Origin of the sequence: Nostoc sp. (genome assembly GCF_036917755.1) — a bacterium.
Lineage (GTDB): Bacteria > Cyanobacteriota > Cyanobacteriia > Cyanobacteriales > Nostocaceae > Nostoc.
Window position 1 is genome coordinate 44,874 of the sequence record NZ_JBALFC010000002.1, and the last position, 15,825, is coordinate 60,698.

The window sequence follows — 15,825 nt, forward strand, 5'->3', positions numbered from 1 at the left end:
TGAAATCGTGGCCTATTTACATGAAAATAGTTGTAATTAGAAATCTGATTTTTGCCAAAAAATATAAATTATGAATTTACCAAAACCAACAAATAATCAACCAACAACTGGTAACTGTCTGTTCTGTGAGACAGAGTTGCACCATACCTTCGTAGATTTAGGTATGTCTCCTCTCTGCGAAAGCTATCGCAGTCTGAAACAACTCAACGAAGTAGAGTCTTTTTATCCTCTACATGTCTATGTTTGCGATCAGTGTTTTTTAGTTCAACTCCAAGAATACATTAGCCCGGAAAATATTTTTAGCGACTACGCTTATTTCTCTTCCTACTCTGATAGCTGGTTGCAACACGCCAAGAACTACGTTGATTTAGTAGTAGAGCGTTTACAATTAAACCAGGAAAGTCAGGTAATAGAGATTGCTAGTAATGATGGCTATTTGCTGCAATACTTTGTTGCCAAAAGCATCCCGGTGCTGGGAATAGAGCCAGCCGCAAATATTGCTGAAGTAGCAATTAAAAAAGGTATTCCTACAATTGTCAAATTTTTTGGACAGCAGACAGCCCAAGAGCAAATCGTTAAGGGCAAACAGGCCGATTTATTACTAGGAAATAATGTCCTTGCCCACACCCCTTATCTTAATGATTTTGTCAAAGGAATGAAAATTATCCTGAAACCGCATGGTGTAATTACTATGGAATTTCCCCACCTGATGCGGTTAATTGAGGAAAATCAGTTTGATACTATTTACCATGAGCATTTCTCTTATTTTTCATTTCTCACCGTAGAAAAGATTTTCGCTGCTCACGGATTGACAATTTTTGATGTAGAAGAATTAACTACTCATGGTGGTTCTTTGAGAATTTATGCTCGCCACAACGAAGATTATTCTAAACCCGTTAGCCACCAAGTATCAGAACTTAAATATAGAGAAGAAGCGGCTGGTTTTACGCAATTAGAATACTATTTTTCATTTAGTGAACAAGTTAAAGAAACCAAACGCAAGTTATTAGATTTCTTGATCAAAGTTAAGCGAGAGGGAAAATCAATTGTTGGTTATGGCGCTCCAGGTAAGGGAAATACTCTCTTAAACTATTGTGGTATCCGCACAGATTTTCTTGATTACACAGTAGACCGTAATCCTTACAAACAAGGTCAGTTTTTGCCAGGAACTCATATTCCGATTTTTCATCCAGATAAAATTGCTCAAACAAAGCCTGACTATGTACTAATTTTGCCCTGGAATTTAAAAAATGAAATTATCAGACAAATAACTTATATTCGGGATTGGGGAGGCCAATTTGTTGTACCAATTCCTGAAGTTAATGTCTACTCTTAAGTGTTTGATATTTTTTAATCATCAAAAAAGGGGAATTGACATGAAAGTAGTTTTATTTTGTGGTGGTTTAGGAACTAGAATGAGAGAGTATTCAGAAACTATTCCTAAGCCAATGGTGAATATTGGTTATCGACCAATATTATGGCATGTAATGAAATACTATGCTCATTATGGACACAAAGATTTTATCTTATGTCTTGGTTACAAAGCTGACCTAATTAAAAGCTATTTTTTAAATTATAATGAGTGGCTTTCTAATAACTTTAGCCTTTCCAACGGCAGCCAAATTAAGTTATTTAATCGAGATATTCAAGATTGGAATATCACATTTGTAGATACAGGGTTAACTGCCAATATTGGACAAAGATTGAAGGCAATAGAAAAGTATCTAGAAGGAGAAGAAGTATTTTTAGCTAACTACAGTGATGGTTTGACAGATTTGCATCTACCAGCGTATATTCAGCATTTTTATCAGCGTGATAAAATCGGTAGTTTTTTGTGTGTCAGACCAAGCCAAAGTTTTCACCTAGTTGACATGGATGAGGATGGTTTGGTGAAGGATATCAAAGATGTTCAACACCGGGAAATTTGGATTAATGGAGGATATTTTATCTTTAAAAAAGAGATTTTTAACTATATTAATTATGGAGAAGAACTTGTGCTTGAGCCTTTTCAAAGACTGATTGCCAAAGAAGAACTTTTTGCGTATAAATATACTGGCTTTTTCGGAGTAATGGATACGTTTAAAGAGAAGCAACAGTTGGATGATATGTATGCTCAAGGGGAAAGACCTTGGGAAGTATGGGGAGATAAACAATTAGAAGTAAGGCATATATGATCCAACTTAGCTTAAACAAGACAGAAGAATCTGAGTACAAAATTCTTTGTCTAGGTTCTCATTGCGATGATATTGAAATTGGTTGTGGAGGCACAATCTTAAAGCTGATAGAGAATTATCAGCATGTTGTCATCTATTGGGTTGTCTTTAGTTCCAACGAGCAAAGAGCAGAGGAAGCAACAGCAAGCGCCAGTCTTTTCTTAAAAGAAATTCAGACCAAGAAAATTATCATTAAAAATTTTCGAGATGGCTTTTTACCTTTCCAAGGCATAGAGGTGAAGGAATGCTTTGAACAGTTGAAGCAGGAATTTTCACCAGATATAATCTTTACTCACCACCGAGACGATCGTCACCAAGATCACCGCTTAATTTCTGAGTTGACTTGGAATACCTTTAGAAATCATTTAATTTTGGAATATGAGATCCCAAAATACGATGGTGATTTGGGTATTCCTAATTTCTTTGTCCATTTAGATGAGGCACTTTGCCGCCGAAAAATTCAATATATTGTGGATGTGTTTACCACCCAAAATAATAAGCAGTGGTTTACAGAAGAGACTTTTCGTTCCCTTCTCAGAATTCGCGGGATTGAATCAAATTCACCGAGTAAATATGCTGAGGCATTTTACTGTCGAAAAATATTTTTCTAAAAAATAAAATGATCAGTCAATTCACTAACCAAATTGTTGTGGTGACAGGAGCGAATAGCGGTATTGGTAAAGCGATCGCTTTGGAAATGGCGGCGCAAGGTGCTGTACTATGTTTAGTGGGGCGTCGTTTAGAAACACTCTTAGCGATCGCTCAGACTGTTCAGGAGACTTCACCTAGATCCAAAAGCTATCAGGTTGATCTGGCATTGGACGAAGACATTCAGAAACTCATAGTCTCTATTCAACAAGATTTTGGGCAAGTTGATATCCTGATTCACAACGCCGGTATTTTCTCAATGGGCGCGATTGCAACTACCCCCGTTGCCGAATTTGACCAACAGTATCGGATTAATGTTCGCGCTCCTTACTTGCTGACTCAAGCTTTGCTACCCATGCTCAAAATCCAACATGGTCAAATTGTGTTTATCAACTCATCTGTGGGCTTGAGGGCAAATGCTAATGCCGGACATTATGCAGCAACCAAACACGCTTTAAAAGCGATCGCTGATAGTCTTAGAGAAGAAGTTAATACTGACCAAGTACGTGTTATTAGTGTGTTTCCTGGGCGTACTGCAACTCCTCTGCAAGCAAAAATTCACGAGATGGAGGGTAAAATTTATCACCCTGAACGCCTAATACAACCAGAAGATGTGGCAAGTGTAGTCATCAATGCACTTAGTTTGCCTCCTACTGCTGAAGTTACTGATATTAGCATCCGCCCGTTTACAAAACCTCTACTTCCTTAAACAAAGAAGAATTCAGAATCAATAAATGGAGAATTTAGACCCACCACTCTCTTATTGACCAGCAAATTCAAAATTATGAATCTTAGTAGTATAAAAACATCCTCAGAGGAAATTGCTCAGGAACTTTATCAACTAGTTTATCAGCTATATCCTATTTCTCGTAGTATTACGGGTAATGGCGTTAGAAACACCCTGAAAATTATTAGTGAGCATATTCCTTTGTCGGTTCATGAAGTTCCAACTGACACTCAAGTTTTTGATTGGACAGTTCCGAAAGAATGGAATATTAAAGCTGCCTACATCAAAAACTCTCAAGGTCAGAAAGTTGTAGATTTTGCTAACTCGAATCTACACGTTGTTAATTATAGTATTCCAGTACATCAAAAGCTATCTCTTCCTGAACTCAAAGCACATCTATTTACACTTGTCGATTATCCTAATTGGATTCCCTACCGCACTTCTTATTATAAAGAGACTTGGGGTTTTTGTCTGAGTCACAATCAATATTTGGAACTAAATGATCAAGAATATGAAGTATTTATTGACTCCTCCCTGGAACCAGGTCATCTGAGCTATGGTGAGTATTATATTCCAGGAGACAGTACTGATGAAGTCTTAATTTCTTGCCACACCTGTCATCCTTCACTGTGTAATGATAATCTTTCGGGAATTGCGATCGCTACTTTTATCGCTAAATATTTAAGTCAAACTACACCAAAATATTCCTATCGATTTCTCTGGATTCCAGGAACCATTGGCTCAATTACATGGTTGGCTCTCAATGAGGCTAAAGTCAATAATATTAAACATGGTTTAGTATTAACTTGTTTAGGAGATTCCGGCAACTTTACTTACAAAAAAAGCCGTAGAGGTGACACTGAAATTGATAAAGTTGCTGCTTATGTACTCAGAAATTCAAAACAGGATTACAAAATTAGAGATTTCTTCCCCTATGGCTATGATGAGCGACAATATTGCTCACCTGGATTTAATTTAGCTGTAGGTTGCTTGATGCGATCGCCTCATGGTAGTTTTCCCGAATATCACACCTCAGCCGATGATTTAAATTTTGTTCAACCCCAATATCTTGCCGAGTCATTCTTTCAATGTCGTTCGATATTAGATATCCTCAATAATAATCATATTTACTACAACCAAAATCCCAAATGTGAGCCACAGTTGGGGAGAAGGGGTCTATATCAGGCATACAATGGCGATCAAGATAGTAGGCTAAATCAAATGGCAACTTTGTGGGTTTTAAATTTATCTGATGGTCAGCATACTCTGCTCGATATTGCCGAAAGATCGGGAATGTCATTTGATGTGATTAAATATGCTGCCGATACATTATTAGCACATGAATTGTTAACAAGTAAAAAGAACTAACGGACTTCTAAGAAAGAAATTATCTAAAGAAACGAACCACAGAGACGCAGAGAACACAGAGAGAAGAGAAATGGAGAGAAGAGAAATAGAGAGGGTTTTTATGTCAGTTTTGGGATATTTTTTTATTTGGAAGTTCCGAATCGTTGTGTACTTCACTTTCTTTGAAATCTACTGTATATTCCAATACGATTCTCCTTAACGAAACCGTATTGAATTATACTCGCCTAATACTTTTGATTGGAACACCAAACTCCGAGTTCCGAACTCACTTATTTTTCCAGAAATGTCCAGACTCCTTCATCCCAATCTGATTCTGTTGGGGGTGATTGTAACCAATGCTGACAACGCAACAAATGCAACATAGCAGCTTTGTCCTGATTGTCTGCTGCCAAAACATTAGCAAACTCCGCTCTGGCAAGATGAAACTCCTGCTTGAGGTAATATTCGCGCCCTTTCTGATAGTGTTCAATCACTTGCAATTTTTCGCTTTCAATCGGATTGGAACGCAAACCCAGTAATTCATATATGGCTACTGGCTCATTTCTGCCCTTGACACGAATGTAATCTAGTTCCCTAGCCCAAATATGATCTTCGCATGGTTTAAAAGTGTTATGGCTAATAATAATGTCGCAACCATACTGTTTACTAACACTTTCTAATCGGGAGCCAAGATTAACGCCATCGCCAATGGCGGTAAATTCCATTCGCTTACTAGAGCCAATATTCCCACTAATGACGGTATCAGAATTGATGCCAATGCCGATCTTAATTTTGGGCTTATTAACTGCGTGGCGACGTTGATTAAATTCGTGCAGGCGAAGGCGCATTTCTAAGGCTGTTTGCACTGCCATCCAAGCGTGTTCTTTCAACGGTAGGGGAGAACCAAATACAGCCATGATCGCGTCACCGATGTATTTGTCAAGGGTGCCTTTATGTTTAAAAACTGCCTCCACCATTGATTCAAAATATTCATTCAGCATACTCACCACTTCTTCTGCTTCCAAGGTTTCGGTTAAAGTGGTGTAGCCGCGAATATCGGAAAATAAAATCGAAACTTCTTTACGATCGCCTCCTAGTTTAGCATCATCCAATTTCAGCAATTCTTCGGCTAATTCCTGGGTCATGTAGCGGTACATCGTACTCTTGAGCCGCTTTTCATCACTGATATCTTCCATCACCACCAGCGCCCCACGGATTTGCTCTTGGTCGCTAGCATCGGCAATTGTGTTAATTGATAAATTAATACTGTGGGGTTTTATACTAGTACTTATGAGTGTGCGATCGGGGTAATATTGCTGACGGCCTTTTAAGTCAACTGCGTGTAAAGCATCTTGATACCACTTGCTAAAGTCACCTTCTTTAATGGCGATCGCATCAGTAACTAATTTACCTTCTAAACGGTCTTCTGGCTCCAGTCCTAGCAAACGCTTGGCGCTTTCATTGGCGGCGATAATTAATCCAGTTTTATCAGTGGAAATCACTCCATTGGAAAGACTACGCAGAATATCCCGTTGCATTTGTTCTTGTTGCTTGACTGTGGCAAACAACTGGGCATTATGTAGTGCTACTCCGGCTTGAATATTAAAAGCTTCCATGAACTCTTCATCATTGCGGTCAAAACTAGCTTGGAAGCATTCGGGAGCTTTAGGCGAATAAGCTGGATTATAGGGCGGAAAATCACCAGATTTCTTTTTATTTAATAGTTGGGTAACGCCAATCAGTTGTTCATCGCCGTTAAACACTGGCATACAAAGTAAGCTACAGGTGCGATAGCCATTTTGCTGGTCATTTTTTTGAGATGTCTCCGAGTCAGGATGATCGTACAAGTCAAAGGCAATATTCAGTTTCTTGCCAGAAACCGCTACTAAACCAGCAAAGCCTTTACCTACGGGGACTCGCAACTCTTTAGTTGAACCATCATCCTGGGTGATTTTCGTCCACAATTCATCACGATCGCGGTCTATTAACCATAGTGTACTGCGATCGGCATTCATCAGTTCCTTGGCTTCATCCATCACCCGCTTAAGAGTGTCTTCTAAGTCAAGACTGCTTTGAGAGAGGGACTTAATCGCCTTCATCAGCGCCGCCACTGCTCTTTGTTTTTGAGTGGCGATATAAAAAGAGCGCGAGGATTCTAAAATCAGACGAATCGAAGGCGCAAATTCTTGAAATAATTGCTCGTCAGCATAGATAAAACCTTTGGTATCAATGCGCTCTGCAAGTGGAGCATCGGAATTATTAACAGATTTTAATTTATTTAGTAATTGCACCACCGCAACTAACTTTCCATGTTCATTCAACAATGGCAAAGCCAGCATGGTGTAAGTGCGATAGCCAGTTCTTTTTTCTTGTTCTTGGGCAAAATGCGATCGCGGGTCACTATAAAAATCAAAGGGAATATTGATAACTTCCTTGAAGGTGGCGACTTCCCCAGCAATGCCTTTATCGGCGGGGATGCGAATTTCTAAAGAGCGATCACCCTCCCCCTCAGCCAGAATTGACCAGAGTTCTTGTTTTTCTTCATCCAATAAAAATATCGTCGTCCGGTCTGCCCCCAGTAATTCCCCGGTTTTCAAGGTAATCGAATGCAACATTTCTTGCAGAAGAGTTTCAAACCCCTGAGAATCCAGCATTGATAGGGTTTGATGGACAATCTGTAATTTTTGCTCAACATCCTTAACGACTTGTTTAAAAGTATCCTGAGTCAGGGGAGCAAGAAACGTAGAAAAATTTCCTTTTCTTGTGGCCAGAGCGCCCACAGGAGCAGAATTTGCTTGTAATTCGCGGTTTTCTTGGTTGTGAATACCAATAATCAAATCGGTGGTCTCCCCAGAAGTTCTTTGATACACTGGCATAATCGGTATTTTATATAGCAGGATGAGATTTTAGATTTAACAATGAAATTAAATTTATGTAAGTGGTGCTAAAAGCAACAATTAATTTGCTTGATATTATCCATAGTTTAATCGCTTGTTGAGCTAGCGTCATCCTGTGCAGGAAGGTGGAAGTCGATTACAAACAAGCGGGGTATGACCAGAGTGCAGATGCACTAATACTCCAAACCCCTGCTACCGTTTATACACAAGCCTTCTGGGAATCGTCAATTTTGGATTGAAGCAGAAGTCAAAATTCAGGGGCAAAGCCAAAGACGCTCCGCCCCGCCGCTTGGGGCATAGGGCATAGGGCATTGGTAACTTCTTCCCCATGCCCTATGCCCCAATACAGTTCAGTTAAGCATTTCTTCCTTCTCTTCCTTCTCTTCTTTGCGTCCTTTGCGCCCTTTGTGGTTCGTTAAAAAAATGACTTTTACAAAGAGTTTTAGCCTTAACTGAACCGTATTGCCCTATGCCCCATTCCCCATGCCCAAAAACTCCACCCACAAGGGGATGGAGTTTTTTATCCGCTTTTTCGGTCAAAATTCATTCTGAATTCTGACGACTGGCGCCTTTATTCTGTTTTGATAAATTTACAGCAGAAATCATGTATTTGAACCACATCTGTCGTAGGGGCACAGCAATGCTGTGCCCCTACCGCGTGGTCTATTTACTTGAAAATAGCTGTAATAAAGCGATCGCCTTCACTAATTCTTCTGGATCTACAGGCTTGGAAATATGCAGTTGAAATCCCACAGCGATCGCTTGCTGATGATCGATCTCGCCAGCATAGGCGGTTAAAGCGATCGCTGGAATTGTCCCGCCTTTCTCTGGTTCCAGACTCCTGATCTGTCGCATCAGCATATAACCATCCATTTCTGGCATTCCGATATCGCTGATGATCAAATTTGGCTGGGATTGGCTAAGGGCAGTTAAAGCTGCAATGGCTGAGGCGACAACGGTAACAGTTGCACCATATTGCTCTAGCATGAAGGGCAAAAATTCTTGCATATCTGCATCATCATCCACCACGAGAATCTTTAAGCCAGACAGGGGCAAGAACTGAGCCGCCACAAGTGAGGAGTTATCTTTTGCATCCTTGATTCCTTTGCTTTCATTCTGTAAACATGGAAGTCTGACAGTGAAAGTTGCTCCTTTAGCTTCGCCCAGGCTTTCTGCTTGAACAGTTCCCCCGTGAAGTTCTACAAGATGGTGGACGATCGCTAATCCTAAACCTAAACCGCCAAATTTTCGAGTTGTCGCACCATCTGCTTGACGGAAATAATCAAAGACGAATGGTAAGAACTCAGGTGCAATCCCCTTCCCTGTGTCAGTGATACAGATTTGTACCTGTGAGCCGACTTGCTCTAATTTAATTTTTACCTGTCCCCCGATGGGAGTAAACTTAATCGCATTGGAAAGGATATTCCAAATGACTTGTTGCAATCGATTGGCATCGCCTAAAACTAGCCCGACACCAGATTCAAGAATTGTCTGAATCTGAATAGACTTAGCTTCCGCCGATAAACGCACTGTCTCGATCGCCGCTTCAATCACTGATACCAAATTAATCCGGTCGAAGTTGAGGTTAAGTTTACCCTGAAGGATGCGGGAGACATCAAGCAAATCTTCAATTAATTGAGTTTGTAACTTGGCATTGCGCTCAATGGTTTCTAGGGCGCGATCGCTTGTTGCTTGATCAAGCTTGCGGCTCCGCATCAGTTTTGCCCAACCCAGAATCGGGTTGAGTGGTGTTCTCAGTTCATGGGACAGCACGGCTAGAAATTCATCTTTGATGCGATTTGCGGATTCAGCAGCACTTCGTGCCATTCGTTCGGCTTCATAGAGATGGGCGCGAGCGATCGCTTGGGCGCATTGTTGAGCAACAGCCAAGATAAACGCTTGATCTTCCCCACTAAGTTGTTGAAGCTTGACAAATCCCAAAGTTATACCTCCAATTGCCCAACCCTCCACCATCAATGGAATAGAAATCCAGGCATCAAAGTCATATTGGGCGTAAGCTTGGGCCAAATGCGGGTAACGAGCTACCCGATTTTGTATTGGTTCAGCCCAAATAGGTTGCCCAGTCCGCACAGCTTCTGCTAAAGGAGAAGGTGAATCTATGGGAAAATTACGCCAAGTATTCACCAAATCTTGGTTAAAGTCAACCGCACGCACAATTTCCAGTTCAGTTTTACTTTCATTCAGCAAGGCGACGAGGGCACAACTGGCTCCCAAGGCAGCCATGCTCTGCTCTACAATCACTTCCGATACTTGGGCTGGTGTCAGCAATTCTGAAAGGGCAGCCGTGATCGATTGCAGACGGGCAATGCGCTCTAAGGCTCGCTCTGCTGTTCTTTGTGCTTGCTGCGCTTCTTGGTAAAGGCGGGCATTATCGATGGCGATCGCAGCTCGATGGGCAATATCCTCCGCTAGTGATAAGTCAGCCGTGCTGTAACGACGTTCTGATTCACTAGTCACAAAGGAAATAGCACCAAAAATCCGTCCGCGTGCCACCAAGGGGAAGATTATACAAGACTTTAAACCAAGTTCACGCAGAATCCGCAGATATTCTGGATCTGCGTTGGCAAAGCCCGTCGTAGACATCGCTGCTACTAGGGCTGCATCTGAAATCTCAGCGATTATTTCAGCTACTCCTGTACGCAGCACTTTCGGCACACCTCCAGGTGCATCTAACTTTATCGGATAACGTTGATAAAGTTCCCAACCGAGTTTCACTTTCTCTGGATCACGGTGAGCAACTGCTACCCGATTAATTGATTGGTTGTCTTGCAGGAGATCAACGCCGCACCAATCGGCGAAGTAAGGCACAACTAGGTTTGCCACAGTTGCTAGCGTGCTTTCGTAATCGAGAGAAGAGGAGAGTGTTGCACTGACTTGAGCCAAAAATGTTGCTCGTTGCTGATCCGCTTCTGCTTCCTGTCGGGCGGTTTGCTCTTGAATCAATTGGATACGTTCGGCTTCAGATTGTTTACGCTCGGTGATATCAAGCACAATACCACTCATGTGTGTGGCAATACCCGCTTCGTTAAAAAAGGCTTTTCCGCGACAGGCTGCGTAGCGGATACTGTCGTCATCTCTAATAATTCGATATTCTAAATTATGCTCCACGCCTTCTGCGATCGCTCGACTCAAGGATTGAGCCAGCAATCCTCGATCATCTGGATGCAGACGAGCTAAAATTGCTTTGGACGTGCCAGCAAAGGTTTCAGGTGTTAACCCAAATAGTTGATAAACCTGCTCATCCCAGTCAAAGCGATCGTTGGCAATATCCCAACTCCAAACACCGATTTGGGCAGATTTCAACGCCAGGTTGAGTTGTGCTTGGCTATTTTCTAGACCTTGATAAAGACGAGCATTTTCTAGAGAAATAGCAATTTGAACTGTCAAGATTTCCAGTACCGAAAGTTTGTCTTGTGTAAAGGCACTGGAGATCAGATTGTTTTCTAAATATAAAATCCCAAGTAATTTCGACTGACGTGCGATCGGCAAACAAAGTACAGATTTAGGTTGCTTTTGAATTATATACTCGTCTTTTGAAAACAGATTTTGCTCAGTGGCATTCTGCAAAATCACTGTTTCTTGAGTTCGCTGGACATAATTCAGCATTGATTGCGGAATAACCTGTGAAATTTCACCCTTTAATACAGGTAGAGAAACATTTAGCTTTTCTGCTTGGGGATTAACCTTAGCTTCTACTTCAATCACCAGATTTTCCTCATGTTCAAGCAACAAATAACCGCTTTCTGCTCCTGCTTGCTCGATGACAATCTGCATTAATGTTTTCAATAACCGCGAAAAAACAATTTCACTAGATATAGTTTGAGACGCTTTAACTACCGATAATAAGTCTAGATTTTCACCTGTGCTGAAAAAGGTTCCGTTAGAGACAAGCTGTTGTCGTGGTAATAGTTTAGGATAGCATTCTTCGAGGTGCTTGACTTTAGCAAATGCCTCCCAGCGCATATAACAATTTTTAGCTGCTTGCAAGTAGGTTTTGGCAATTAATTCAAACTCCCGCTCCAAGTAAAACTTAGCGCCTAGCTCATTAGCCAAAGCTTCATATTGCACAAATCCCTGCTCACGGGCTAAAGCAATTGATTGCTCATACAGGCGCATTGCTTCCAAGTCCCGACCTTCAATTCGAGCTATTTCAGCAGCCACTAATTGAGACTTGTGTAAGAAGTTTGCAGGGCAGTGTTTAGCCCAGTATTGCAATTGCTGCTGATGGGATTCTAGGGTTTGCAAAAACTGTTCTTGCTCTTGAGAAGATACTGTTGGATAAAGAGCGGTTAAAGTCAGTGAGTAATATAAAACATAATCTGTTTCAATTGGTAATGCCAAGGTTGTAACTGGAAAATTGTCTAATTTTAAGGCATAATTCAGTGCCTCTGCATACTGTTGATATGTAAAAAATATAATTAATTTGATAATGTGGTAAAAAATAATTCCACTAACAAAACCTGCATCTCTAATAACAGAAAATGCGTGTGATTCATCAAAATTATCATCACTTAGAGTCAGATTTTGGTGAGTGAGTCCGCGCAGATTCATCAGTAGCATCTGCTGTAGTCTGATTGTCTGATAAACAGCCTCATGTTTAGACTGACGGGCAAAGGTGGTATATTTTTCTAGAGATTTGTATGTATCTGTAAGTGGAGAGCCTAACTGGATAATTTGCCAAGAGCCTTGATAGCCATTGTAGTTTGCCATCGTCACATCACCTGCTTCCACACAGCCGATAAATCCCCGCTCTAAAAAGGGAATATCGGTGGCAACATGGTTACGCCAAACGTTGATATGACTTCCATGAATGTGTAGAACAACTCCTCTAAGTTTCAAGTCGTGCAACTTTTCATTTAATTTAATTGTCATCTCCGAAAATGCGTAGCCTGTAGGAATATCATGGAAGATGGAAACCAATAACATGGCATACATACTGTAAGCAAAACAGGAATCTTCCGTATTACCAAACTTGAGTGAGTAGTTAACTGCTTTGAGTACGACTAACGGAAAGAGATGAGGTTTACCGAGATAAGTAGGTGGCCCCAATGTCGTCAACAGACTAATCAGTGTCTTAATATTTGGATCTTGGATTACCGGAGCATTAATTAAATCAGAGACTTGTCGATCACCTAAATTTATTAATACCTGATTTTTCTCAATAGCGATTGCACTTTCTACCTGCTCATTTAAATCAGGGAATGTCACCCCAAAAAGTTTTAAACCTGCTAATCCCAATGTCAGCGCTTCTTCATACCTACCTGCAACTTGATAGAGTCTAATTTGCAGTATATAAATATTAGATTTGTCAATAGAAGATTCGGCTTTGAGCAATAGGATATCAAATAATTCTTCCGCTTGCTCTAAATTTCCTGTTAAGAATTCACACTCAGCCAATTCTCTAAATAAAGTAAATGTTTGTTCATATTGTTCAATCCAGGCATTTTCAGCTAAAAGATTCCTGGCAACACTAAAAAAACTTTTAGCAGGAGTGTAGGCTGTAGAAGCTTTCGCCTTATTACCAGCGATTAAATTCAATCGAACCAATTCATCTTTTTCTGTATGTTCAATAATTAGATCCACAGCGAGATTGAGTTGATTGACTAAATTAAAAATTTGCTCATTCACTTCTTCATGACTAGCATTCTTCAGCAAAATTTGCCCAATCTTCAAGTGAACAGCCGACTTTGATTCATCGGCAATTAAGGCATAAGCAGCTTGTTGAACTCGGTCATGGTAGAAACGATAGTTTTTATCAACACTTTCATCTGACTCAATGGAGATAATTAATCCTCTTAAAATTGCTTCAACCAGTGCATTTGCGGTTTCTTCAATAGATTGTTCCCCAACGATCGCTAAAACTTCTAAATCAAAGCGATTACCGATGCAAGAGGCTAACTTCAGCACCTGTTGAGTTGCTTTTGGCAGTTTTTGCATCCGCCCAATCATCAAACTGACAATATTATCTGTAATACCTTGGGCTTCAATCTCAGCTAGATTCCATTGCCAAATACGATGTTGGCGATCAAAATTCAGTAGATTTTCTTGATGCAGTGTTTTCAGAAACTCATTGACAAAAAAAGGATTACCGTCAGTTTTTTGGATAATTAATTTGGCGAGGGGTTCTACTTGTTCTGCTGAACTATGTAAGGTATCAGCAATCAACTGATTTACATAGATAAGATTCAACGGTGCAAGAATAATTTTAGTCGTTCTTGCTCCATGCTGTCGAACCTTCTCCATCATCAAATTAAAGGGATGTACAACATCTACTTCGTTATCTCGATACGCCAAAATGAAGCAGAGATATTGGATACTAGAGCCAGTAATAATAGTTTGAATTAAATTCAAAGTAGCGCTATCTGCCCACTGCATATCATCCAAAAAAACAGTGAGTGGATGCTCTTTTTTAGCAAAGACATTGATAAAATTCTGAAACACCAAGTTGAATCGGTTTTGAGATTCGGCAGGCCCCAACTCTGGTATAGGAGACTGTTCTCCAACGATTAGTTCAACTTCTGGAATTACATCTGTAATTAGTCTACCATTGTTCCCTAATGCTGCTTGTATTCGCTTTTTCCAGGTAGCAAGTTGAGCTTTAGGCTCTGTTAAAATTTGTCGAGCCAGTGTTTGAAAAGCTTGAACAATGGTGGAATAAGGAATATCTCGTTTATACTGATCAAACTTACCACAGATAAAAGCCCCACGTTCTCTGACAATCGGCTTGTGAATCTCCTTCACAATAGAAGATTTACCAACGCCAGCATAACCAGAAACTAACACGATTTCTGGTTTTCCTTGACTAACAACTCGCTCAAATGCTTGTAAAAGCTTAGCAATTTCTGGTTCTCGCCCATACAATTTTTGAGGAATTTGAAAGCGTTCTGAGATATCTTGTTCACCCAAAACAAAGGATTGGATTTCTCCGGTTGTCTCCAATTGCTTTAAGCACCGTTCCAGATCAAATTGCAAACCTAAAGCGCTCTGATACCTCTGTTCTGCAACCTTCGACAGCAATTTCATAATGATGTCACAGAGCATTTGCGGAATATCAGAGTTCAGCTTTGTCGGGGATGGCGGAGATTTGGCGATATGACAATGTACCCACTCTAAGGGGTCTTGACCTTGAAATGGTAGCTGACCTGTGAGCATCTCATAAAAGGTGACTCCCAGTGAATACAAATCGCTGCGATGATCAATTCCTCGATTCATCCGCCCGGTTTGCTCAGGTGACAAATAAGGTAAACTGCCTTCAATGCGACTGGAACTGCTAACTATTTGCTGCTGGTATGGAATGAAGGCAGCAATTCCAAAATCGGCGATTTTAACCTGATTAGTTTCGAGGTTAACTAAGATATTTTGCGGCTTAATATCTTTGTGGACAATGTTACAAGTGTGGATTTGTGCGAGTTTGCTGGTGATTTCAATAGCAATCTTCAGAAATGGAACAGGCTGTTGAAATTGGTCTAGCAACTGGTCGAGCGATCGCCCGCCAAAATCCTCCATAATTAAATAAGGGATTCCCTGGTGCATCTCCAAGGCGTAGGCAATGAGTGCTGCTGTGGTGTTTAACCTTTGAGCGATCGCATACTCATGTTTGAGTTGTTCAATATTATTTGGTGTACACTGTTCTGGACGCAGCCCTTTGATAATTACCGGACACTGATCTTTAACTTTAATTCCACGGTATATGACTGCTTTTACCCCTGCTTTTAACAAAGTGGCAATCTGAAATCCGGGTAATGCAATCATCATGCCAAATACTCCAGGCGTGCTTCTTCAGGAATAATGCGAGATTAGCTGTATTTTAGATACATTTCTTTGGGAAGGTGAAAGAAGAATGCAGAATTCAGAATTCAGAATTCTTTCTTGTTAAATTTCGATGATATCAGGTTCAGATAATTATTTATGCTGACTCTACATCCAAAAATAAGCTACAATTCAAGCAGAGTAAGCATTTCCCGCTCAGAAA

General features: G+C 40.6%; 8 protein-coding genes. 5 read left to right on the forward strand and 3 right to left on the reverse strand.

Features of this window, described 5'->3' with window-relative positions; all coding sequences use genetic code 11:
* Positions 1-70: 70 nt before the first annotated feature.
* From V7L05_RS00990 to V7L05_RS01010, 5 genes are all read left to right on the forward strand, one after another.
* Positions 71-1,336 (forward strand): class I SAM-dependent methyltransferase, encoded by a 1,266-nt coding sequence (locus tag V7L05_RS00990; protein WP_335160974.1) that lies wholly within the window; start codon positions 71-73, stop codon positions 1,334-1,336.
* A gap of 40 nt (positions 1,337-1,376) precedes the next feature.
* Entirely contained in the window at positions 1,377-2,174 is a 798-nt protein-coding gene (locus V7L05_RS00995) for a sugar phosphate nucleotidyltransferase (RefSeq protein WP_335160976.1), read from the forward strand.
* Positions 2,171-2,824, forward strand: coding sequence for a PIG-L deacetylase family protein (locus tag V7L05_RS01000; protein ID WP_335160978.1), 654 nt, complete (start codon positions 2,171-2,173; stop codon positions 2,822-2,824). Before V7L05_RS00995 ends, V7L05_RS01000 begins: the two co-directional genes overlap by 4 nt.
* Before the next feature lie 8 nt (positions 2,825-2,832).
* Positions 2,833-3,570 (forward strand): SDR family oxidoreductase, encoded by a 738-nt coding sequence (locus V7L05_RS01005; protein WP_335160980.1) that lies wholly within the window; start codon positions 2,833-2,835, stop codon positions 3,568-3,570.
* 75 nt (positions 3,571-3,645) lie between these two features.
* Positions 3,646-4,956: a DUF4910 domain-containing protein gene (locus V7L05_RS01010; RefSeq protein ID WP_335160982.1), complete on the forward strand. Its 1,311-nt coding sequence runs from the start codon at positions 3,646-3,648 to the stop codon at positions 4,954-4,956.
* 269 nt (positions 4,957-5,225) lie between these two features.
* Here the strand turns inward: V7L05_RS01010 and V7L05_RS01015 are convergent, their stop codons facing one another.
* The 3 genes from V7L05_RS01015 to V7L05_RS01025 form a co-directional block, all read right to left on the reverse strand.
* Entirely contained in the window at positions 5,226-7,811 is a 2,586-nt protein-coding gene (locus V7L05_RS01015; protein ID WP_335160985.1) for a GAF domain-containing protein, read from the reverse strand.
* A 213-nt stretch (positions 7,812-8,024) separates the two neighbouring features.
* Positions 8,025-8,162 (reverse strand): hypothetical protein, encoded by a 138-nt coding sequence (locus V7L05_RS01020; RefSeq protein ID WP_335160987.1) that lies wholly within the window; start codon positions 8,160-8,162, stop codon positions 8,025-8,027.
* Between the two features lie 333 nt (positions 8,163-8,495).
* Positions 8,496-15,608: an AAA family ATPase gene (locus V7L05_RS01025; protein WP_335160989.1), complete on the reverse strand. Its 7,113-nt coding sequence runs from the start codon at positions 15,606-15,608 to the stop codon at positions 8,496-8,498.
* Positions 15,609-15,825 lie beyond the last annotated feature (217 nt).